The organism is Kitasatospora sp. NPDC043949 (assembly GCF_056435365.1).
Genome location: NZ_JBWKEQ010000068.1, coordinates 1 through 20,558 on the forward strand (window position 1 = coordinate 1; position 20,558 = coordinate 20,558).

Below are 20,558 nucleotides of genomic sequence, written 5' to 3' on the forward strand. Positions count from 1 at the left end.
CCAGTACCGCCCCGACATCCTCGACGGATTCCTCGCCGGGACCGGCCTCTCCCTCGACCTCCCGCCGCCATCACCCTGAAGCGCCAATGTCAGTAGCCCGTACTTCACCACCGGGCCGGTCTCGCCGGCCTCGGCTCCGGCACCCGGCTCGGCCAGGACCGCGCCGTACGCCCCACCCGTCCAGTCCGGTGGCGGCAACGTGCCCGCGCCCGTCCTCGCCCCGGGTCTGGTGACCACCCGGCTGGACGTCCCGCACGAACTCAACGCCTCGGCCGGGATGGCCCGACAGATCGCCACCGACCTCGACAACGCGAACGGCAAGGCCGGGCCCGGCGCACACGGCCTCACCGAGTACGCGAGCACCGCGGCGACCAGGATCCGCGGCTTCTCCTTCGGCGGCGCCCTCACCGGCTGCACCGAGCGCTGGATGCAGCAGTGCAAGGCCCTGCACAACACGCTCGGCAAGGCCGCCGGCAACCTCGACAGGACCGAGCAGTCCTACAGCGCCAACGAAGCCGCGACCGCCGCCGACCTCCGCGCGGGCCGCTAGGCCCTGTTTGGCCCTGTTTGGTCCCAGAAGAACAGCAGTTGGAAGACCAGAAGGGGGAACCCGGACACATGGTGTCCTTCAAGGAACTGCACGAGGCCGACTTCTCCGGGATCACCGACGCCGCCGAAGCCTGGGCCGGCGTCGCCAAAGCCCTCACCGCCCTGGACGGCCGGGTCGCCAAGGACCTCACCAGCACCGCGCAGCGGGCCGGCTGGAAGGGCGCGGCGGCCGACGACGCGACCAAGGTGCTCCAGACCGTCGACGGCGACTTCAAGCAGGCCTCGACCGTCGCCACCGCCCTCGCCGCGATCATGAAGACCGCCGCCGAGGACTTCGCCGCCGCCCGCCGCGACCTCGACACGGCGATCCACGACGCCCAGAGCGACAACATGACCGTCGCCGCGGACGGCCAGGTCAACTGGACCCTGCCGAAGGAGACGCGGAACGACCCCGACGGCGAGAAGCTGGCTCAGACGCTCGCGGCCAAGGCCGAGGCCATCGCGGCCCGGCTGACGAAGGCCGTCGAGAAGGCCGACTCCGCCGACCAGCGGGCCACCGCCGCACTCCAGGGCGACATCGGCACCAGCACCACGGCCTTCAACCCCACGCCCTACGGCGGCGGCCCGGTCGCCGACGCCAACCGGGCCAAGGACCTGATGGCCAAGGCCGGCAGCCTCAGCGATCCGCAGCTGAAGCAGTTGCAGGACATCATGGCCGCCAACGCGGGCAACAAGGACTTCTCCACCACGCTGCTCAACGGCCTCGACTACGGCGGGAAGACCGGCCCGGACGCCCTGCTGGAGTACAGCAAGGTCTACGACGGCCTCGCCCACGGCAACCACAACGCCAAGGGCTACCAGGACGTCTACGGCAACCTGTCGGTGGTGCTCGCCACGGCCACCCATGACGGAGGAATGGGCAAGGCCTGGGAGGACGGCCTGCTGGCCGCCGCCCGCCGCCCGGGAGGCTCTGCGGCGGGGTTCAACGACAACTACCCGGCGCTGACGGCGCTGATGGGGGCGAAGGGGACGTACGACAAGGCGTTCCTGCTCAAGGTCGGCAACGACCTGGTCGACTACGAGCGCACCAGCAAGACCAAGGGCGAGGACCTCTGGGGCCGCAACTGGGAGACCCTGGCCGACCAGACCGACCCCATGGGCGGTCTGATGAAGGCTCTGAGCCGCACCCCCGAGGCGTCGAAGGACTTCTTCGACCCCGGGAAGAGCAGGAATCTGGACTACCTCCTGCACGACCGGAAGTGGCCGTTCCAGGGATCCGAGCAGAACCTCGACTGCGGCCTCGCCCGCGACACCTCCCGCGCCGCGTTCGGTGACGCCCTGGAGGCCGCCACGACAGGTCGGGACCCCCATGGCAACCAGCCTCCGGTCCGCCCGCACGACGCGGCGATGGCGCGCATCATGTCCGAGGCCATCGCCTCGTTCGGCGGCGACACCGCAGGTCACGCGGCCGAACTGCCGTCCGTGATGCGCCGTCCGCTCGCCAACATGATCGCCGACTACGCGCCCGACACGTACGAGGTCCTCGGGAAGAAGCTCGGCGGACACTCCGAGACCAGCGGACTGGCCATCGACCGGGACCAGATGATCCGAGCCATCCGAGGAGTGGCCGAGGACCCGGAGGCGTTCCAGACCATCCACTACGCCGAGAGCCAGGAACTGGCCCGGCGGCTCGACACCTTCCCGACCGATGCGTTCAGGCCGGACAGCGCCGGGCGACCCAACCCCAGGATCGAGGGGTTCGTCCACGAGGCCGGACAGGTCCTGGGCGTCCTCAGCGGCACCCAGTCGGATGTCATCACCCACCACCACGACGACGCGGTGTTCAAGAACAACTGGGCGGCGAAGGTGAACTACCACCTGATCGGCGCTCCGCTGACCCCCATCCCGGTCGTGGGGGACTACGTCCAGCGGCTCGTCGACGTCGGCACGTCGGAATGGGCGAACGGGCTCAACGCCGAGGAGGACAAGTCAACGCAGGAGCAGATGGCGAAGATGTTCTCCGCAGGTGAGAACCAACTCGACACCATGATCAGGAAGCGGGCCGAACTGGCCGGCCTCACCGACAAACAGATCGGCGACAGCGGCGGCGTGATGCAGAACCTGCTGTTCCAGGTGTCCAGCAGTTACAGCACCGGGGTCAACGGGACCTACCGCAATGCGCTGGGCGGACGCTGAGAGGGCGATATGAAGCAGGGAACGCAACAAGCGGACGAGGAGCCCGGGCACACGCGGGGCGCGGGCAAGCGTCTGGACGCCGCGCTGACTGCGCGCGGGTTCACCACCTGGCGGCTGCGAGTGCGGGCAGCAGCGGTGCTGTCCGTCTTCGTGGTGGGGGTGTCGTGGTTCCTGCTGTACCGGCTGACGAACGTCGGCGGGCCGGACAGCGTGTGCGACGGGGCGGCCACGGCGGGCCAGGTGCACGATGTGCTGGGGTCCGGGCGGATCAGTGAACACAAGCGCGAGAAGCACTCGACGATGGCGGCCTCCTCCGGCTACAGCTGCTCCGCCACGGTCAGCTCCGGTCTGTTCGAGACGACCAAGAAGACCGTGTGGTTCACCATCGCACTCGACACCAAGGGCCCGCACGGCCTGGCCGCGCCGGATGCCCGACTGTTCTCCGGCGGCTCGGTCGGCTCGGTGACCCCGCAAAAGGCGTGGGCCCTGCTTCCCGAGGGGTGTGACAAGGGCCTGCGCGCCGAGGTGGAGACCATCGAGGAGGGCCGGGACGAGACCAGGGCCCGGCTGGCCGTGGCCTTCGCCAACAGGGCCGCCAAGGCGAACCGGTGCGCGGACCAGAAGCTGCCGATGCCGAAGAGCCTGTCGGCCAAGGGGGCCGAGGCGGCGCCGAACTGGGCCGAGCTCTGCGGCCTGCCCGGGTTCGCGCCCGCGAAGGACCCCGAGGCCCAATGGCCGTACCAGCAGCAGGTGACCACCGCGTCCGACCCGATCTGGTCCTGCACGATCACCAGGCGGTCATTGGGCACTCTGCCGCAGACCTTCGCGATCACGACGGAGCCACGGACCACCGCCCTGGATCAGAAGGAAGGCGCACGTCCGTCCGAATTCGGGCGGGCCCATCAGATCGGCAAGGAAACACCCGCCGAGCTGGTCGTCACCTGCCACGGCAGGGACGTCTTCTTCTCCGTCGACGGCGGGTACGAACCCACCCTCGACAAGCACTACTTGTTCCCCGACCAGATGGACCTGATGCGCCAGTTCCTCACCGCCGGGGGCAAGGCGATCGGGTGTGAGCCGATCCTGTAGCCGGGGCGGGTGGGCGGAAATGGTCGGGCGACTGTCGGGGTAATGGCCTATGGTGCGGTGGACCTATTACGCACGACACGGGGGAAGCGCCATGACCACCACCGGACACGCCACCGGACCCGCCACCGGACCCGCCACCGGACCCGCCACCCGCACGATCGTCACCGCCTCCGAGCGGCTGGTCCTCGGCCGGCCCCAGGAGGGGGACGTGGAGGCGGTGTTCGCGATCCACGGGGATCCGGAGACCAACCGCTACAACCCCAACGGACCCCACCGCGACCGGGCGGCGAGCCGGGAGATGCTGGACGGCTTCGTCGCCGACTGGGCGCGGGACGGGGTGGGGTACTGCACCGTGTCCACCCGGGAGGAGCCGGAGGCGGTCATCGGGTTCGCCGGGCTCTACCTGCACACGCTGGACGGCGAGCGGGTGTTCAACCTCTACTACCGCTTCCGGCCGTCCGCCTGGGGCCTGGGCTACGCCGCCGAGGCGGCCCGGGCGGCGATGGCGGAGGCGCTGCCGCGCTTCCCCGGCGTGCCGGTGGTCGCCCTGATCCACCCGGACAACGTGCCGTCCCGCCGGCTCGCCGAGCGGCTCGGGCTGCTGCCGGACCCGGACGGCCGCACCGACGACGAGGACCGGCTGATCCACCGGACGGCCTGAGCCCAGGGGCCGGGCCGGGAGGCCGGGGGGCCGGGCGAGCGGGCGAGCGGGCGAGCGGGCGAGCGGGCGAGCGGGCGAGCGGGCGAGCGAGAGGCCAGAGGGCGGCCCTCAGAACCAGGGGGCGGCGGCCGAGGTCAGGGCCCGCAGGGCCTCGGTGAGGGCCGCCGCGGCCCCGAGGGCGCCGGTGAGCGTGAAGACGGCGCGCCTGACTCGGCCGCCGTCCGGCTGCCGGCCCTCAGGGGCGGCAGCCGCCAGCTCGTCGAGCGCCTGCCCGGCCACCTCCGCGGCGGCGGGCGGCAGTTCGTCCGGGGCGAGCGCCCGCAGCCGCTCGCGCAGCGCGTCCGCCGCCGCGAGCAGGGCGCGCAGTTCGGGTGCCTCGCCCGGGGTGGGGGCGGTCTGCTGGTGGGTGTACTCGGCGCGGGCGTGGCTGCCGCTCTGCACGATGCCCGTGACGTTCCCGGTGATGCTGATCCCGTGGCCGTCGTCGTTCACGCTGTTCCCCTGTTCCTGGTGCCGTTCAGTCCTGCCGGGTGCCGCCGACGCGCGGCGCCGGGGTGGTGAGCGTCCGGTACGAGGCGTTGGCCGCGTCCCCGGTCTGCACGACGCCGTGGACGTCGCCGTGCACCTGCACGCCGTTGTTGATCACCACGTGCTGCAACTGCTCCGCCCCGTCCGTCCGGTAGCCGTGGTCCCGCAGGCAGTCGTGGACGGCCGACACGATCCGGGCCCTGACGCACTTCACGTACCGCTGGACGTCCATCTCCTGGAACAGTTGCTGGTACGCGCGCTCCGCTCCCAGCTCCCGGACGGACAGCGTGGGGCCGTGGTCGACCAGCCGGTTCTCCCGGCACATCCGGGCGTAGCGGAGCGCGTTGCGCCCGACGGCGCGCCGGCTGCGCGCGGCGCGGCGCAGCACGCCGACCGAGCCCGCCACCAGAGCGGGCAGCGCCGCGAGGGACGCCGCGCAGAGGCCGAGCCAGTCGCCGAGATCGGCGGGCGGGGCCGCGGTGTCGATCGCGTGGTAGGCACGCGCGATCGGCGGCAGCACGAAGGCCCTGCTCTCCAGGAACAGCTGCCCGCCCTGGAGTTGGGCCCGCACGAACACGGTGACGACGATCTCCTCGCGCCAGCCCGCGACCCGCACCGCCAGGTAGTGCCGCAGCCGTTCCTCGGCGGCGAGGTCGACGCTCTCCACCCACCAGTGCTCCGGGTCCGGCCCGCCCCCGTTCAGCGCGGCGGCGCAGTGGGCCGCGTACGGGGCGAGGGCGGCGAACGCGGTGCCGGGGCCGTGGCCGCACCAGTCGGCGGCGGGGCCGAGGCGCTTGCCGCTCTTGAACACGAGGTCGTGCACGGCGATCGCGTGCAGGCGGTCGCCCGGGTAGGCGGGTGTGTCGGCGGCGCCGAGGCGGGCGAGTTCGGTGCGCAGCCGGGCGTGGACGGCCGGGACGGTCAACGCCTGTGCGGTGGCCGCCGGTTCGGCCTGGGCCTCGGGCAGCGGGTCGTCGGGCAGCAGGTCGTCGGCGAAGGACCAGTGGTCGATCTCGATCCCGGCGCCGACGAAGGGCGCGTAGTCGCTGTAGACGACGTCAGGGTCGGCCTGCTGCCGCGCGAGCCGCCGGTACAGGTCCTTGCGGAGGGGGTCCTCGGGGGCGGCGGCCCGGCCGGTGCCGAGCTCGTACAGCGTCTGTTCGAGCCGCCGCCGACCGGCCAGGGACACCGCGAACCAGACGGCCAGCAGGGCGGCGATCCAGTGCCACCCGAGCACCCCGACCGCGCCGAGCAGGCAGCCGACGGCCAGCCAGTTGCCGGTCCGGCGGCGCCGGGGCCGGTCGGACCGGATCAGCCAGGCCGCCACGAACACCAGGGGGACGGTCAGTTGCAGCAGCCAGAACCGCAGCAGCACATCGAGCGCGTGCGGCACGTCGGCCTGACCGGACGCCATGAGGGAGACGGCGCCGCACACCGCGAGCACGGGCAGCACGGCCGCGGCCAGCAGGACCAGCACCGCCCGCCCCACCGCCTGCCGCCGGGCCGCGTAGCACTCCTTGAGCACCGCCGCCAGGTCGACCCCGGGGGTCGGCGGCGGTACCCGGTACGGGTGTTCGGCGAGTTCCTCGATCACCGCGTCCCGGAAGGCCGGGTCGAGGTGCGCCCCCGCCCGCAGGTAGGCGGTGGCGTCGCCGCGCGGCGCGCCGGTCTGGGCCTGGATGAGCTGCTGCAGCGGGTCGGGCACCGTCGGGGCGACCGGTGGCAGGGGCGGGTGCGGGTGCGGGTACCGAGGCGGCGGTACCGGTACGGACGGTTCGGCCATGGCGGTGTCCTCTCCCGTCCACCTGCGTGTCTCGTGAGGCGTGTGTCCGGGTCAACGACGCTCCCCCGGCCCGGGAGGAGGGTCGCAGGGCAAGATCCCCCTGGAGGGGGAGGGGGACCGTTCGCCGGGTTGACGCGTCGGCCCGGGGGGGGCGGCGGGACCGTGGACGGCATGAGGACCAGGGAGGACGCGCGGCGCCGGCCCGGGCTACTGCCGGCCCCGTCGGCGGGCGCGGTGGCGCCGGCCGGACGGGCGGCCGCGGGCCGCGCACCCGCTGACGCAGGGTCACCCGGGTGAACACGGGGGCGGGCGGCCGGATGCGGCGGGCGGCGGGGGCGCTGCTGGGGCGGCGGGCCCGGCTGCGCTGGGTGCACCTGGTGCTGGGCGGCGCGCTGCTGATGCCGTACTGGCTGCTCTCGGTGGTGATGCTCGGGGCGCTCAACCCGGACCAGGGGCAACTGCGCCAGACGCTCCTACAGCTCACCGCGCTGTTCACCTCCCTGCCGATGGCCGCCGCCACCGCGCTGGTGCCGACCGTACGGGCGCTGGAGGTACCGGGAGGGCCGCTTCCCCGGCTGGATGCTCACCGGCCCGGCGCTGGGCCTCGCCCTCCTGCTGCTGATCGTCGCCACCAGCGCCGGCTGCGGCGCCCTGCTGGCCCGCTGGGCGCCGGCCCTGCTCGGCCCGACCCCGGAGGAGCGGCTGGCCGCCGCCGAACGCCGGGCCACCGTGCTCGCCCAGCGCAACCGGCTGGCCCGCGAACTGCACGACTCGGTCGGGCACGCGCTCAGCGCGGTCGGCATCCAGGCCTCGGCGGCCTCCCGGGTGCTGCGCACCGACCCGGACTTCGCCGCCGAGGCGCTCCAGGCGATCGAGCGGACCACGCGAGCGGCCGTCGCCGAACTGGACTCCGTGCTCGGGCTGTTGCGCGAGGAGGAGGCCGACGCCGACCGGCCCGCCGGGCCGACGCTCGGCGGGCTGGACGACCTGCTGCGCCAACTCGCCCGCACCGGTGTGACGGTGGACGCCGAGCTGGCCCCGGGCCTGGCCCGGCTGCCCGCCGGGGTCTCCCGGGAGGCGTACCGGATCGTGCAGGAGGGCCTGACCAACGTGCTGCGGCACGCCGGGCCCGCGCCGGCCGGGCTGCGGGTCGTCCTGGCCGGGGGCCGGTTGGAGATCGAACTGACCAACCCGCTGGGCCCCGCCCGCCCGAGCCGCCCTGGCGGCGGGCGCGGGCTGCGCGGGATCGGGGAGCGCGTGACCGCCCTGTGCGGCGGGAGCACGGCGGGGCCGAGCGAGTGCGGGACGACGTGGCGGCTGGCCGTCTGGCTGCCGGTGGGAGGGACACGATGAACGAGGACGACCACGGCGGGAGCGCGCACGGCGAAAGCGTGCACGGCGAAAGCCGCGACGGGGCCCGCGACGGGATCCGCGTGGTGATCGCGGCGTACGAGTCGGGCTTCGTCCTGCCGGGTTGAGCCGAGGGGGCCTCAGAGGCCGACGGGGCCGTTGGAGTCCAGCCGGGCTGCGGAGTCCGGCGGGTCCAGTCCCGAGCAGGACCGTTTCTTCCGTCCCCCCGCTACCTGCGAGTAGAGTGCGGCGTTCCCCCTTAGCCGTCCGATACCTCCCGTATCGCCTGAAACGAACTGGTGGCCGCATGACAGTCCGGACCCGCCCCGCGCTGTGGTGGCGCATGGGCATCGTGCTCTCGGCGGGCCTCGGCCTGACCCTCGGAACCGCGCCGCTGGTGTTCTTCACCGTGCAGAGCAACGTCATCGTGCTCGGCTACTTCATCGGCGCCGTGTACTGGATGCTCAAGCGCGACACCGTGGACGCGCCCGCGCCCCGGCTGCGCGGCGCCGCCACCCTGTACATACTGATCACCGGGCTGGTCTCGCACGTCCTGCTCCAGCACGGCGCCAACCCGCTGCCCGGGCTGGTCAGCGGGCCGGACAAGCTCGCGCACTGGTCGTCGTTCTTCCTGCACTACGTGACGCCGGTGATGGTGATCGCCGACTGGCTGGTGCTGAAGCCGCGCAACGCGGCGGCCTGGAAGGACATCCCGCTCTGGCTGGCCTTCCCACTCGGCTACGCGGCGATCGTGCTCGCCCGGAACGCGCTGTTCGACGACTACCCGACGCCCTACCCCTACTTCTTCTTCGACCCCACCACCAAGGGCTACGGCTACGTCTGGGGCCAGATAGCCCTGCTGACGGTCGAGTTCGTGGTGCTGGCCGCCGCCGTGGTCGGCCTGGACCGGCTGGGAACGCTGGTCGCGGGCAAGCTGAGGTCCGCCAAGTCCTGAATGCCCGGGCGCAGATGGCGCCCTTCCCGGGGTCGCCCTCTCCCGGGGGCTCCCTTCCCGGGTGACCGTCCGCGCGGCGGCCGGCCTCAGATCCGCCAGGAGCGGATCCGGTCGGCCGCCGCGAACACGTCCGCCCCGCCCGCCGCGATGTCGCGGGCCAGCTCGACCAGCGCCCCGTACGGCGGGTCGATGCCCTCCTTGGCCGCGTGCATGTACGCGGCCGTCGTCACGCAGGCGTACAGGTTGTTGCGCACCGGCAAGGGGCGCAGCAGCACGATGGTGTGCATCAGGGTGGCCGCGCACCAGGCGGCGTCGGCGTCGTGGCCGAGTTGCGCGGTGTTCACCCGGTGCCGGGCGACGGCGGCCTGGAGCGCGGAGTAGTCCCGCACGCTGAGGTCCTCCGGCGAGGCCAGCTCCTGCACGTCGAGCAGCCAGCGCAGGTCGACGTGGAGCGGCATCATCCCCGCACCCCCGCCGCGCCGTTCACGCCGCCGGCGCGTCCTCCGGGAACGCGGCGTCGAACTCCGCCCGGTGCGACTTCCAGAACGCCACCGCGTGGTCCACGAACACCCGCCGCTGCTGCTCCCGCACGCTCAGGTCGTGGATGTACGCCTTGATGCTCTTCCCGTCCGCGGCGGCGGCCTCGCGGATCGCGGCGAGCTCGTGCTCCGTGTACTCGATGTTGAGCGCAGGCATGGCGCCGATGGTACTGGAGCGCACCGGAGTTGGGACCACCGACGGAGGATTTTCACCCACCGTCAAAAGGGTTTGCTGTCGATACCCCCACGGAGTGGTTTCGGCGGAGCCGCGGGTAGCCCCAAAGTCGGGCGGGGGTCGGGCACGCGGGATGACGCCGGGGCGGTGGGGGCCGCCGTAGCGTCGGGGGCAAGGCGGCGGAGCGGTTCCGCGGGGGAGGCCGGGCGGTTCGACGGAGGCCGGAGATGACGCGCAGGGCAGTGGGCAGGGCCGCAGCGAGCAGGACGACGGCGAGCGGGGCGGCCGTGGGCAGGGCGGCGGTCGGCAGGGCGGTGGCGGCCACGGCGGTGGCGCTCGCGATGACGGTCGCGGTGGCGGCGCCGGGGGTGGCCGCGACGCAGGCCGACGGCCAGGACAAGCGGGGCGGGTCCCTCCAGGGGGTCTGGCAGATGGACGGGTACGGCCTGGTAGCCGTGGTCTCCGGGAGCAGCCTGGCCACCTACGACGTGACGACGCACAGCTGCGTGCCGGGGTGGGTCACCGGGACGCAGGACGGCGCCCCCGGCCGGGACGGCACCGTCCGGTACGTCCTGGGCGACAACGCCCTCACCCTCACCCCGCAGCCGGGCGGGCGCCGGGCGATCGACGTCGAGGAGGGCGGGACGGGCACCAAGACACTGCGCCGCCTGGACGCGCTGCCGGCGCTGTGCACCCGGCCCGCCCCCAACGACCCGCTCGCGGTCTTCGACCGGTTCTGGGAGACCTTCGAGGAGAACTACCCCTTCTTCGCCGCCAAGGGGATCGACTGGCACGCGGCCCGCGACGAGCAGCGCGCGAAGATCACTCCGGCGACCACCACCGACCAGCTCCAGCAGATCTTCATCGACCTGCTGACCCCGCTCAAGGACGCGCACACCAGTCTGGCCCGGGTGACCGGCACCGGCCCGACCGGCGTCTACTCCGGCCGGCGCGACGGCTCGCTGAAGTCGACGCCCGCCCTGCGGGACGCGGCCCGCAAGGCCGTCGACGCACAACTGACCGGCCCCGAACAGGAGTTCGCCGTCAACGCGCAGGGGGTGAGTCGGCTGGGCGTGGGCCGGCTCCCGGACGGCGTCGGCTACCTGCGGGTGAGCGGCTTCGACGGTTACGCGACCGGCGGATTCGCCGCCCAGGCCAAGGAGCTCGACCGGGCCCTGGACGCCCTGCTCGCCGACCCCGACCGGCTCAACGGCCTGGTGATCGACGTCCGGCTGAACGGCGGCGGCTCGGACGCGCTCGGGCAGCAGATCGCCGCCCGGCTCACCGACCGCCCGTACGTCGCCTACCGCAAGGTGGCCCGCGACGACCCGGCCGACCCCACGAAGTTCACCCGGCCGCAGCCGGTCGTGGTGCGGCCCGCGCGCACCGAGCACTTCACCGGCCCCGTCGCCCTGCTCACCTCCTCGCTGTCGATCAGCGCCGCCGAGACCTTCACCCAGACCCTGATGGGCCGCTCCCCGCACGTCGTCCGGATCGGCGAGAACACCCAGGGCGTCTTCTCCGACGTGCTGATCAAGACCCTCTCGCCGGACTTCATGGTGGTGCTGCCGAACGAGAAGTACCTCACGCCCGACGGCAGCACCTTCGACGGCCCCGGCATCCCGCCGGACGTCCGCACACCGGTGTTCACCGATGAGGAGTTGGCCAGGCTCAAGGACTCCGCCCTGAGCACGGCCCGCCGCGTCCTCGGCGAGCAGTAGCGGCCGCGTCGCGGGCGGGGCCGCCCGCGCCGCACCGGTCCCCCTACATCGGATCCACCCCCCGCAGTTCGCCGTCCAGCTCCAGCCACCGGGTGAGGCCCAGGCCGCGCAGGAACGGCACGTCGTGGCTGGCCACGATCAGCGCGCCCTGGTAGGCGGCGAGCGCCTGGGTGAGCTGGCGGACGCTGGCGAGGTCCAGATTGTTGGTCGGCTCGTCGAGCAGCAGCAGCTGCGGCGGCGGGTCGGCCAGCAGCAGCGCGGCCAGGGTGGCCCGGAACCGCTCGCCGCCGGAGAGGGTGGCGGCGGGCTGGTCGGCCCGGCCGCCGCGGAACAGGAAGCGGGCCAGCCGGGCACGGATCGCGTTGTCCCCGGCGGCGGGGGCGAACAGCTTGACGTTCTCCGCCACGGTCAGCTTGTCGTCCAGCAGGTCGAGCCGCTGCGGCAGGTGGCGCAACGGCACCGGCGTGCTGACCTCGCCCTCCAGCGGGGCGAGTTCGCCCGCGATGGTGCGCAGCAGGGTGGTCTTGCCGGAGCCGTTGCGGCCGACCAGGGCGATCCGCTCGGGGCCGCGCAGGTCGAGGTCGGCGGTGGTGCCGTAGGGCAGCCGGACCTTCTGCAGGGTGAGCACGGTGCGCCCGACCGGGACGGCCGTGCGCGGCAGGTCGATCCGGATCTCGGCGTCGTCGCGCACCGCCTCCTCGGCGGCGGTGAGCCGCTGCCGGGCCTCCTCCAGCCGCTCGGTGTGCATGCCCTGGAGCCGCCCGGCCGTCTCCTGGCCCTGGCGTTTGAGCTTGCCCGCGAAGATGTGCGGGTCGTTGCGGGTGACCGAGCGCTTCTTGCCGTAGCTGGCGCTGCGGTCCAGCCGGGTGCGGGCCTCGGTCAAGTCCCGTTTCTGGCGCTCGACGTCGGCCTCGGCGTTGCGCAGCAGCCGCTCGGCGGTCTCCTGCTGGGCGGCGAGGGTGCGCTCGTACTCGGCGAAGTTGCCGCCGTACCAGGTGACCGCGCCGTCCCGCAGGTCGGCGATCTGGTCGACGTGCTGGAGCAGTTCGCGGTCGTGGCTGACGATCAGCATGACGCCGTGCCAGCCTGCGACCGTCTCGTAGAGCCGCTCCCGGGCCGTCCGGTCCAGGTTGTTGGTGGGCTCGTCGAGCAGCAGGACGTCGGGGCGGCGCAGCAGCAGGGCGGCGAGGCGCAGCAGGACGGCCTCGCCGCCGGAGAGCTCCCCGGTGGTGCGGTCGAGGCCGAGGCGGTGCAGGCCGAGCCGGTCGAGGGTGGCGCGGGCGCGCTCCTCGACGTCCCAGTCGTCGCCGACGGCGTCGAAGTGGCGCTGGTCGGAGTCCCCGGACTCGATGGCGTGCAGGGCCTCACGGGTGGCCCGGATGCCGAGCGCCTCGTCCACCCGCACGGTGGTGTCCAGCGTCAACCCCTGGGGCAGGTAGCCGAGTTCGCCGTCGACCCGGACGGTGCCGCCGGTCGGGGTCAGCTCGCCGGCGATCAGCCGCAGCAGGGTGGACTTGCCGGCGCCGTTGAGCCCGATCAGGCCGGTGCGGCCGGGGCCGACGGCGAGGTGGAAGCCGTCCAGGACGGGCTTGCCGTCGGGCCACTCGAAGGTGAGATCGGTGCAGAGGACGGCGGTGGTGGGTTGTGCCATGGAGGGCCTCCCGGGTGGTTGCCGAAGGGAACGATGAGCAACACGGGGAGACACCGCGGGTGCGGGCCGGTACGGCCGGGGGAGGGCGGGGCGGATCCGGATCAGCCGGATCGGGCTCGCCACGGGGCCGTGACTGAGGTCGCACACTCGCACACCGCGCGGCGAAGGGCCTGCGCGGCGGGGGCGGTGTCTCGGGACCTCAGTAGAGCAACGGCCTTCTCCTTGTCTGGCGGGTGACTCCGTCCACGCTACGCACGGCGCCGGACCCGGGCAACCGAATTTCGGCGCACCGGGAAGCACCCCTGGACACGCGTCGGGAAGCGGCTCGCCCGACCGGATTCCGGGCGCCCGGAGGAGGGCGGGTGCCGGTCCGGTGCCGATCCGGTGACGGCCCCGCCCCAGTCCGGGGGTGTGCGTAAGGGGCCTTTATCCGCATGGCAGACTCCTCCCCTGCCACGCCTGCGGCTCCCCGGAGCCGTACCCGAGGAAGGGGTCGCGTGGCGGTTATTCACAGGGGGATCTGAACTCATGTCACCGATGTACCGGCCGAACCGTGCCGTCCTGGGCGCCTCCGTCGCCGCGCTGACCGTGCTGGCCGCGACCGCGTGCGGCCCGGACAACAGCGACCCGGTCACGGCCCGGACCACGGCTCCGACGGTCGCGGCCGGCGCCACCGGCAAGCCGGGCGCGGCGCCGATCAAGCTGCCGACCGCCGAAGAGCTGAAGACCTGGAAGTTCGAGGACTGGGACAAGTGGGCCCAGCAGAACGTGATCACTCCGGCGGTCAAGGGCTACTGGACCCTGCAGCGGATCCTGAACGCCAAGCCCAAGCCGATGCCGCAGCCGCAGCCCGACCCGACGCAGCCGCCCGCCCAGCCGACCGGCGCGGCCCCGGCGCAGCCCACCACCGCCCAGCCCCCGAGCACCGGCGACGCACTGCCCACCGTCATCGAGGCCAAGCCGACCCAGCACCCGTTCGCGAAGAACCTGCACGTCAACGGCAAGCTCTTCTTCAAGGACGGGAACGAGGACTACGTGTGCTCCGGCACCGTCGTCTCCGACCCGGCCAACCCCGGCAAGAGCAACCTGGTCTGGACCGCCAGCCACTGCCTGAACGGCGGCAAGGGCGGCACGTACTACACCAACATCTCCTTCGCCCCGGCCTACAACAGCAACGGCCTGCTGAGCGGCGGCAAGCAGGCCAACGAGACCGCCGCCGAGCCGTACGGCGAGTGGGGCGCGACCGCCGGCATGGTCTCGCCGCAGTGGTCGGCCGAGGCCGACCCGGAGCACGGCGGCCCGTGGAGCCAGTACGACTTCGGGATCATCAAGGTCGCCAACCCGAGCGGCGACGGCAAGTCGCTGGAGGAGACCGTCGGCGGCTCCGTGCCGATCTGGTTCAACGCCCCGCGTGAGCAGCTCAGCAGCGTCAGCGCCTACGGCTACCCGGCCGGCAAGCCGTTCGACGGCGTCGAGCTGAACCACTGCGACAGCGGGAAGCCGGTGAAGAAGACCGGCGACCCGAGCCGCCCGGCGATGCTGATGATCGGCTGCAACATGACCGGCGGCAGCAGCGGCGGCGGCTGGGTCGCCGCCAAGGACGGCAAGCCGGCCCTGGTCAGCGACACCTCGATCGGCAACGGCGCCAGCACCTGGGAGGCCGGCCCGTACCTGGACGACGTGGCGGCCCGGATGTTCGACTACTTCTCGAAGAAGTCCAAGTGACCTCCTGACCGGCCCGCGTGGCCGGTCCCCGGGGTCGCGGCAGCCGCGCCGCGGCCCCGGGCTTTTCCGCCACCCGGCCCGCTCCTCCTACAATCGGGCTCATCATGAGCGCCACACTCGTAGTCAAGGACCTCGCCGCCGGTCACGGCGAACGCACCCTCTTCTCCGGCCTGGACCTGGTCGTCGCCCCCGGTGACGTGATCGGCCTGGTCGGCGTGAACGGCGCCGGCAAGTCGACGCTGCTGCGGCTGCTGGCCGGGCTGGACACCCCCGAGGGCGGTTCGCTGCGGCTCAGCCCGGCGACCGCCAACATCGGCCACCTGCCACAGGAGCCGGAGCGGCGCGAGGGCGAGTCGGTGCGCGACTTCCTGGCCCGTCGCACCGGCGTGGCGGACGCGCAGACCGCGCTGGACGAGGCCACCGAGGGCCTGGTCGAGGGCCGCCCGGGCGCCGACGACGCGTACGCGGCGAGCCTGGACCGCTGGCTGGAGCTGGGCGGCGCCGACCTGGAGGAGCGCGCCGAGGAGGTCGCCGACTCGCTCGGCCTGAAGGTCTCGCTCGACCTGCCGATGACGGCGCTGTCCGGCGGCCAGGCCGCCCGGGCCGGCCTCGCCTCGCTGCTGCTCTCCCGCTACGACGTCTTCCTGCTGGACGAGCCCACCAACGACCTCGACCTCGACGGCCTGGAGCGGCTGGAGGCCTTCGTCAAGGGCCTGCGCGCGGGCACCGTGCTGATCAGCCACGACCGCGAGTTCCTGGCCCGCACCGTCACCAAGGTGCTGGAGCTGGACCTGCACCAGCAGCAGGTCAACCTGTACGGCGGCGGCTACGAGGCGTACCTGGAGGAGCGCGCGGTGGCCCGCCGGCACGCCCGCGAGGAGTACGACGAGTACGCCGACACCAAGGCCGGGCTGGAGGCCCGGGCCCGGATGCAGCGCGGCTGGATGGAGCACGGCGTGCGCAACGCCCGCCGCAAGTCCTCCGACAACGACAAGATCGGAAAGGCGCAGCGCGCCGAGTCCACCGAGAAGCAGGCCTCCAAGGCCCGGCAGACCCAGCGGATGATCGAGCGGCTGGACGTGGTCGAGGAGCCGCGCAAGGAGTGGGAGCTGCGGATGGAGATCGCCACCGCGCCGCGCTCCGGCTCGGTGGTCGCCACCCTGCGCGCGGCCGTCGCCCGCCGCGGCGACTTCGCCTTCGGCCCGGTGGACCTCCAGATCGACTGGGCGGACCGGGTCGCCATCACCGGCGCCAACGGCGCGGGCAAGTCGACGCTGCTGGCCGCCCTGCTCGGCCGGCTCGAACTCGACGGCGGCAGCGCCTCGTTGGGCTCCGGCGTGGTGGTCGGCGAGGTGGACCAGGCGCGCGGGCTGTTCCTCGGCGGCGAGCCGCTGGCGGACGCCTTCGCCGCCGCCGTCCCGGAGTTCACGCCGGAGGAGGTGCGCACCCTGCTGGCCAAGTTCGGCCTCAAGGCGGTGCACGTGAAGCGCCCGGCCGGCACCCTCTCCCCCGGCGAGCGCACCAGGGCCGCGCTGGCGCTGCTCCAGGCGCGCGGGGTCAACCTGCTGGTGCTGGACGAGCCCACCAACCACCTGGACCTGCCCGCTATCGAGCAGTTGGAGGCGGCGCTCGGCTCGTACACCGGGACCCTGCTGCTGGTCACCCACGACCGGCGGATGCTGGACACCGTCACGGTGAACCGGCGGATCGAGGTCCGGGACGGGCGGGTGCACGAGCTGTAGTCCCGCCCGGCAGGGCGGCCCCGCCGGGCGGCCCTGCCGGATGGACCCGCCGGATGGACCTGATCTGCGGATTGGTCTCGACCTCTTCCCGGCGCGGCCGTCATGTGCTGTGCTGTCGGCCATGGTTGACAGTGCAGTGGCAGGGACGCCCTATCCGACCGTCCCCCTCACCCCGATGACGGTGCCGGCCCACGAGGCCGAGGCCCGCAGCAGGTCCTTCCACGACGTGATGGCGCAGCGCCGGACCGTCCGCGACTACGCGACCCACCCGATCCCGGACGGGGTCGTCGAGTGGGCGATCCGGACCGCCAACACCGCGCCCAGCGGTGCGCACATCCAGCCCTGGCGGTTCGTGGTGATCACCGACCCGGAGCGCAAGCGGCGGCTGCGCGAGGCCGCCGAGGCCGAGGAGCGCGAGTTCTACGCGCACCGGGCGTCGGAGGAGTGGCTGGCCGCGCTGGCGCCGATCGGCACCGACTGGCGCAAGCCGTTCCTGGAGGACGCGCCGGCGGTGATCGTGGTGTTCGAGGTGCACAAGGGGCCCGATTCGCCGCGGCCTTACTACACCAAGGAGTCGGTGGGGATCGCGGTCGGACTGCTGCTGGCCTCGCTGCACCAGGCCGGGCTGGCGACGCTGACCCACACGCCGAGCCCGATGAAGTTCCTCAACGAGGTCTGCGAGCGTCCGCTGGAGGAGCGCGCCGCGTACGTCATCCCGGTCGGTTACCCGGCCGAGGGGGCGCGGGTGCCGGATCTGCGGCGCAAGGAGCTGGACGAGGTGCTGATCCGGCTCTGACCGCCGGGCGTGTGCGCGCCCCGGTGCGCCGGGGGTGCGGCCGGGCGCGCCGGGGTGTGGCGGGGACCGGTGAGAGGCCTGGTGGGAGGCCGTCTGGAATTCATTGGTGACAGGTCCCGGCCAAGGACATAATCGCGGCCATGAGCCACCCGCAGTCACGGTCCTGCAAGTACCCGCCCGCCCCGCTCCACGTGCCCGCTCCCGCCGCCGTCACCGCCGGGCGGCCTCCCGAGGAACTGCGGCTGCCCGGCGGGATCTCGCTGCTGCGCCGCCGCAGCACGCACGCGGTGGCGCTCAACAAGGCCGTCCGCGCCAACCTGGACCACCTGCGGCCCTGGATGGAGTGGGCGGCCGAGCCCCCCACCCGGGCGCAGACCGCCGAGCTGGCCCGGGCCGGCTCCCTCGCCTGGGAGGCCGGCACCGACTTCATGTACCTGGTCGGCCTGGACGCCGAACCCGGCGGCGTGGTCGGCGCCCTCGGCCTGCACGGCCGGATCGGCCCCGGCGCACTGGAGATCGGCTACTGGGTCGCCGCCCGGCACGCCGGCCGCGGCATCGCCACCACCACGGCCGGGGCGCTGACCGAGGCCGCCCTGGCGCTGCCCGGCATCGCGCGGGTGGAGATCCACTGCGACGAGGCGAACGGCGCCAGCGCGGCCGTCCCGCGCAAGCTCGGCTACCGGCTCGACCGGGTCGCCGAGGCCGCCGTCCGGGCTCCCGCCGAGACCGGGCGGCAGCTGATCTGGGTCCGGGAGGCCTGACGGCGTTCCGAGGCGGGGCCGGCCACCCGGACGGCCCATGCCGCTCGGTACCGCTCGCCGCTCAACACCGCTCGCCGTTCAGTACCGCTCGCCGCTCAGCTCAGTACCGCTCGCCGGTCGGAGTCGGCAGCGCGTCCAGGTCGGCCAGGTCCGCAGCCGAGAGCACGACCTCGGCCGCGCCCGCGTTGTCCACCAGGTAGCGCGGCGTCTTGGTACCCGGGATCGGGAAGACGTACCGGCCCTGCGCCAGCACCCAGGCCAGCGCGACCTGCGCGGGCGTCGCGCCGATCCGCTCGGCGACCTCCTTGACCCTGCCGACCAGTGCCAGGTTCTCCTTCAGCGCGTCCTGCTGGAAGCGCGGCAGCCGGCGGCGGAAGTCGTCGGCGGGCAGTTCGTCGAAGGAGGCGATGCTGCCGGTCAGGAAGCCCCGGCCGAGCGGCGAGAACGGCAGGAAGGCGATGCCCTGCTCCTCGGTGTACGGCAGCACCTCGGCCAGCACGTCCCGGGTCCAGAGCGAGAGCTCGGACTGCACGGACGCCACCGGGTGCACCGACTGGGCCCGCTTGATCTCCTCGACGGTCACCTCGGAGAGCCCGATCCGGCGGGCCTTGCCGGCCGCGACGGTCTCGGCGAGGGCGCCCCAGGTCTCCTCGATCGGGACGGCCGGGTCGACCCGGTGCAGCTGGTAGAGGTCGACGTGGTCGGTGCCGAGGCGGCGCAGGCTGTCGTCGATCGAGCGGCGCACGTGCTCGGGGCTGCCGTCGCGGGCCGACTGGCCGGACCCGCCCGGGACGATGCCGACCTTGGTGGCGAGGAAGGCGCGTTCCCGGTACGGGCCGGCCAGCGCGGCGCCGACCACCTCCTCGTTGGTGTAGGGGCCGTACATGTCGGCGGTGTCGATCAGGGTGACACCGAGGTCCAGCGCCTGCCGGATCACCCGGACGGAGTTCTCGTCGTCCCGGTTCTGCACGTCGTAGGCCCAGGTCATCCCCATGCAGCCGAGGCCGATGACGCCGGTCTCCGGGCCGTTGGTACCGAACGTGGCGTTGCGCATGACGGTGCTCCGATCGTGGTGGTGTGCTTGGCCGCTCGCGGGGTGCTGCGGTGGATCAACGCGTCCAGCTTTCACCTTGGAGTGCACTCAAGGTCAAGCCCGTCCGGACGCGCCTCGGATCCGCCTCGGATCCACTTCCGATCCGCCGACCGCCAGAGGGGCCGTTGATCATATGAGCGGCCCTCGGCTCACCCGGGGGTGCGATGCGCCCGAGGCGCAGGCGGAGCGCGTGCGACGGACTTCACCACCATGCGAGCGGACACGACCATCCGAACCGTGCGTTCGCACCACGGCCCGCCGCCGGGCGGGCGCAGGCCGGCCGCCCGGCCGACACCAGGTGATCACCCGTCAAACCGGCGCGCGGGAGCCCGTCGGCGGAACCTCCGCACCACCGGGCGCCATCCGCCCGGTCTTGGCAGGGCTCACGGCGACGGCGGACCCTCTGGGCACAGCCGATCATCGGCTCATCCAGTCGTATCCCGTTGGGGAGGAACCCATGACGTTCTCGCGCACCCGCCTCGCCGCCGTCGCCGTGATCGTGGCCGCCGCCACCGCCGTGACCGTCCCGGCGCAGGCCGCCGGCGGCCACCGCGCCCTCAGCCGCTTCGACGACGGCAGCTTCGAGTCGCCCAAGGCCCCTGCGAACAGCTTCGCCGAGTTCAGCGCCGGACAGACCATCGGCCCGTGGACGGTCACCACCGGCAGCGTCGACCTGATCGGCGCCGGGTTCTGGCAGGCTGCCGAGGGCGACCAGTCGGTGGACCTCAACGGCGCCACCACCGGCGCCGTCGCCCAGTCCTTCACCACCGTCCCGGGCGCCACCTACTCCGTGACGTACGCGCTGGCCGGCAACACGTCGGCCGCACCGACCGTGAAGACCGGCCGGGTGCTCGTCGACGGCCAGGACTTCCAGGACTTCTCCTTCGACATCACCGGCAAGACGCCGACCAACATGGGTTACGTGGGGCGCCAGTTCAGCTTCGTCGCGCGGAACGCCTCCACCACGCTGACCTTCGCCAGCACCAACGCGGGCTCGGCCGGCCCGGTCGTGGACGACGTCCAGGTCAAGGAGTGCAAGCCGTGCTGCGGGTGATCCACTGAACCGCCCGCCCGCCCGCCGGTTCGAGACCAGCGGGCGGGCCTTCTCCTCCTTGCCGACCGTTGTTTCCCCCTCGCTTAAAGTGCTTCACCCCGCACGGCGAGCCCTGACAGGGTCAGTTACCGGAAGAGCTACGCCGAAGCCGAATGGGACGCTCAGGGTTCGCTGACCCGGACCATCGGCG

Annotated in this window: 19 protein-coding genes; 13 read left to right on the plus strand and 6 right to left on the minus strand. The window is 73.1% G+C overall.

All coding sequences use genetic code 11. The features are described from left to right. Positions 1-199 precede the first annotated feature (199 nt). From AC07AL_RS34660 to AC07AL_RS34675, 4 genes are all read left to right on the plus strand, one after another. Positions 200-550 carry a hypothetical protein gene (locus tag AC07AL_RS34660; protein WP_478319324.1) on the plus strand — a complete coding sequence of 117 codons (351 nt, stop codon included), beginning with the start codon at positions 200-202 and terminating at the stop codon, positions 548-550. Between the two features lie 68 nt (positions 551-618). Next, on the plus strand, positions 619-2,745 hold the full coding sequence (locus AC07AL_RS34665) for a WXG100 family type VII secretion target (protein WP_478319325.1): 2,127 nt from the start codon (positions 619-621) through the stop codon (positions 2,743-2,745). 9 nt (positions 2,746-2,754) lie between these two features. Beyond that, positions 2,755-3,834 carry a hypothetical protein gene (locus AC07AL_RS34670; protein WP_478319326.1) on the plus strand — a complete coding sequence of 360 codons (1,080 nt, stop codon included), beginning with the start codon at positions 2,755-2,757 and terminating at the stop codon, positions 3,832-3,834. A 91-nt stretch (positions 3,835-3,925) separates the two neighbouring features. Further along, entirely contained in the window at positions 3,926-4,495 is a 570-nt protein-coding gene (locus AC07AL_RS34675) for a GNAT family N-acetyltransferase (protein WP_478319327.1), read from the plus strand. Positions 4,496-4,603: 108 nt separating this feature from the next. Here AC07AL_RS34675 and AC07AL_RS34680 read toward each other — a convergent pair whose 3' ends face one another. Then, positions 4,604-4,987: a DUF5955 family protein gene (locus AC07AL_RS34680; protein WP_400811388.1), complete on the minus strand. Its 384-nt coding sequence runs from the start codon at positions 4,985-4,987 to the stop codon at positions 4,604-4,606. Between the two features lie 25 nt (positions 4,988-5,012). Next, positions 5,013-6,806, minus strand: a complete 1,794-nt coding sequence (locus AC07AL_RS34685) for a hypothetical protein (RefSeq protein WP_478319328.1) — start codon at positions 6,804-6,806, stop codon at positions 5,013-5,015. Positions 6,807-7,385: 579 nt separating this feature from the next. Between AC07AL_RS34685 and AC07AL_RS34690 the strand changes: the two genes are divergently transcribed. The 3 genes from AC07AL_RS34690 to AC07AL_RS34700 all read left to right on the plus strand — a co-directional run bounded on the left by AC07AL_RS34690 (position 7,386) and on the right by AC07AL_RS34700 (position 9,111). After that, positions 7,386-8,159, plus strand: a complete 774-nt coding sequence (locus AC07AL_RS34690; RefSeq protein WP_478319329.1) for a sensor histidine kinase — start codon at positions 7,386-7,388, stop codon at positions 8,157-8,159. Beyond that, positions 8,156-8,284, plus strand: coding sequence for a hypothetical protein (locus AC07AL_RS34695; RefSeq protein ID WP_363585687.1), 129 nt, complete (start codon positions 8,156-8,158; stop codon positions 8,282-8,284). The genes AC07AL_RS34690 and AC07AL_RS34695 overlap by 4 nt, the downstream gene beginning before the upstream one ends. A 179-nt stretch (positions 8,285-8,463) precedes the next feature. Next, on the plus strand, positions 8,464-9,111 hold the full coding sequence (locus AC07AL_RS34700; protein ID WP_363371201.1) for a Pr6Pr family membrane protein: 648 nt from the start codon (positions 8,464-8,466) through the stop codon (positions 9,109-9,111). An 86-nt stretch (positions 9,112-9,197) separates the two neighbouring features. On the opposite strand, the gene AC07AL_RS34705 is transcribed toward AC07AL_RS34700, so the two are convergent. Together AC07AL_RS34705 and AC07AL_RS34710 are read right to left on the minus strand one after the other, a co-directional pair. Continuing rightward, positions 9,198-9,569, minus strand: a complete 372-nt coding sequence (locus AC07AL_RS34705) for a toxin Doc (protein ID WP_478319330.1) — start codon at positions 9,567-9,569, stop codon at positions 9,198-9,200. 25 nt (positions 9,570-9,594) lie between these two features. Next, positions 9,595-9,807 (minus strand): hypothetical protein, encoded by a 213-nt coding sequence (locus tag AC07AL_RS34710; RefSeq protein WP_063351004.1) that lies wholly within the window; start codon positions 9,805-9,807, stop codon positions 9,595-9,597. Between the two features lie 245 nt (positions 9,808-10,052). Between AC07AL_RS34710 and AC07AL_RS34715 the strand changes: the two genes are divergently transcribed. After that, positions 10,053-11,546, plus strand: a complete 1,494-nt coding sequence (locus AC07AL_RS34715) for a S41 family peptidase (RefSeq protein WP_478319331.1) — start codon at positions 10,053-10,055, stop codon at positions 11,544-11,546. 43 nt (positions 11,547-11,589) lie between these two features. Here AC07AL_RS34715 and AC07AL_RS34720 read toward each other — a convergent pair whose 3' ends face one another. Then, entirely contained in the window at positions 11,590-13,197 is a 1,608-nt protein-coding gene (locus AC07AL_RS34720) for an ABC-F family ATP-binding cassette domain-containing protein (protein WP_363585689.1), read from the minus strand. Between the two features lie 528 nt (positions 13,198-13,725). On the opposite strand from AC07AL_RS34720, the gene AC07AL_RS34725 reads away from it, so the two are divergent. The 4 genes from AC07AL_RS34725 to AC07AL_RS34740 all read left to right on the plus strand — a co-directional run bounded on the left by AC07AL_RS34725 (position 13,726) and on the right by AC07AL_RS34740 (position 18,221). Next, positions 13,726-14,922 carry a trypsin-like serine peptidase gene (locus tag AC07AL_RS34725; RefSeq protein WP_478319332.1) on the plus strand — a complete coding sequence of 399 codons (1,197 nt, stop codon included), beginning with the start codon at positions 13,726-13,728 and terminating at the stop codon, positions 14,920-14,922. Positions 14,923-15,026: 104 nt separating this feature from the next. Continuing rightward, a complete protein-coding gene (locus tag AC07AL_RS34730) occupies positions 15,027-16,664 on the plus strand; it encodes an ABC-F family ATP-binding cassette domain-containing protein (protein ID WP_478319333.1) in 1,638 nt (545 codons plus the stop codon). A gap of 121 nt (positions 16,665-16,785) precedes the next feature. After that, complete coding sequence (locus tag AC07AL_RS34735) at positions 16,786-17,460, plus strand: nitroreductase family protein (protein ID WP_478319334.1); 675 nt, start codon at positions 16,786-16,788, stop codon at positions 17,458-17,460. 140 nt (positions 17,461-17,600) lie between these two features. After that, positions 17,601-18,221: a GNAT family N-acetyltransferase gene (locus AC07AL_RS34740; protein WP_363585693.1), complete on the plus strand. Its 621-nt coding sequence runs from the start codon at positions 17,601-17,603 to the stop codon at positions 18,219-18,221. A gap of 100 nt (positions 18,222-18,321) precedes the next feature. On the opposite strand, the gene AC07AL_RS34745 is transcribed toward AC07AL_RS34740, so the two are convergent. After that, complete coding sequence (locus tag AC07AL_RS34745) at positions 18,322-19,275, minus strand: aldo/keto reductase (protein WP_363585694.1); 954 nt, start codon at positions 19,273-19,275, stop codon at positions 18,322-18,324. Between the two features lie 496 nt (positions 19,276-19,771). On the opposite strand from AC07AL_RS34745, the gene AC07AL_RS34750 reads away from it, so the two are divergent. Then, on the plus strand, positions 19,772-20,368 hold the full coding sequence (locus tag AC07AL_RS34750; RefSeq protein WP_363585695.1) for a choice-of-anchor C family protein: 597 nt from the start codon (positions 19,772-19,774) through the stop codon (positions 20,366-20,368). The last annotated feature ends 190 nt before the right edge of the window (positions 20,369-20,558 follow it).

Coding starts and splice junctions, on each gene's coding strand:
- AC07AL_RS34665 (WP_478319325.1), top strand. CDS start 619: ATGGTGTCCTTCAAGGAACTGCACGAGGCCGACTTCTCCGGGATCACC.
- AC07AL_RS34670 (WP_478319326.1), top strand. CDS start 2,755: ATGAAGCAGGGAACGCAACAAGCGGACGAGGAGCCCGGGCACACGCGG.
- AC07AL_RS34675 (WP_478319327.1), top strand. CDS start 3,926: ATGACCACCACCGGACACGCCACCGGACCCGCCACCGGACCCGCCACC.
- AC07AL_RS34685 (WP_478319328.1), bottom strand. CDS start 6,806: ATGGCCGAACCGTCCGTACCGGTACCGCCGCCTCGGTACCCGCACCCG.
- AC07AL_RS34690 (WP_478319329.1), top strand. CDS start 7,386: ATGCTCACCGGCCCGGCGCTGGGCCTCGCCCTCCTGCTGCTGATCGTC.
- AC07AL_RS34695 (WP_363585687.1), top strand. CDS start 8,156: ATGAACGAGGACGACCACGGCGGGAGCGCGCACGGCGAAAGCGTGCAC.
- AC07AL_RS34700 (WP_363371201.1), top strand. CDS start 8,464: ATGACAGTCCGGACCCGCCCCGCGCTGTGGTGGCGCATGGGCATCGTG.
- AC07AL_RS34705 (WP_478319330.1), bottom strand. CDS start 9,569: ATGCCGCTCCACGTCGACCTGCGCTGGCTGCTCGACGTGCAGGAGCTG.
- AC07AL_RS34710 (WP_063351004.1), bottom strand. CDS start 9,807: ATGCCTGCGCTCAACATCGAGTACACGGAGCACGAGCTCGCCGCGATC.
- AC07AL_RS34715 (WP_478319331.1), top strand. CDS start 10,053: ATGACGCGCAGGGCAGTGGGCAGGGCCGCAGCGAGCAGGACGACGGCG.
- AC07AL_RS34720 (WP_363585689.1), bottom strand. CDS start 13,197: ATGGCACAACCCACCACCGCCGTCCTCTGCACCGATCTCACCTTCGAG.
- AC07AL_RS34725 (WP_478319332.1), top strand. CDS start 13,726: ATGTCACCGATGTACCGGCCGAACCGTGCCGTCCTGGGCGCCTCCGTC.
- AC07AL_RS34730 (WP_478319333.1), top strand. CDS start 15,027: ATGAGCGCCACACTCGTAGTCAAGGACCTCGCCGCCGGTCACGGCGAA.
- AC07AL_RS34735 (WP_478319334.1), top strand. CDS start 16,786: ATGGTTGACAGTGCAGTGGCAGGGACGCCCTATCCGACCGTCCCCCTC.
- AC07AL_RS34740 (WP_363585693.1), top strand. CDS start 17,601: ATGAGCCACCCGCAGTCACGGTCCTGCAAGTACCCGCCCGCCCCGCTC.
- AC07AL_RS34745 (WP_363585694.1), bottom strand. CDS start 19,275: ATGCGCAACGCCACGTTCGGTACCAACGGCCCGGAGACCGGCGTCATC.
- AC07AL_RS34750 (WP_363585695.1), top strand. CDS start 19,772: ATGACGTTCTCGCGCACCCGCCTCGCCGCCGTCGCCGTGATCGTGGCC.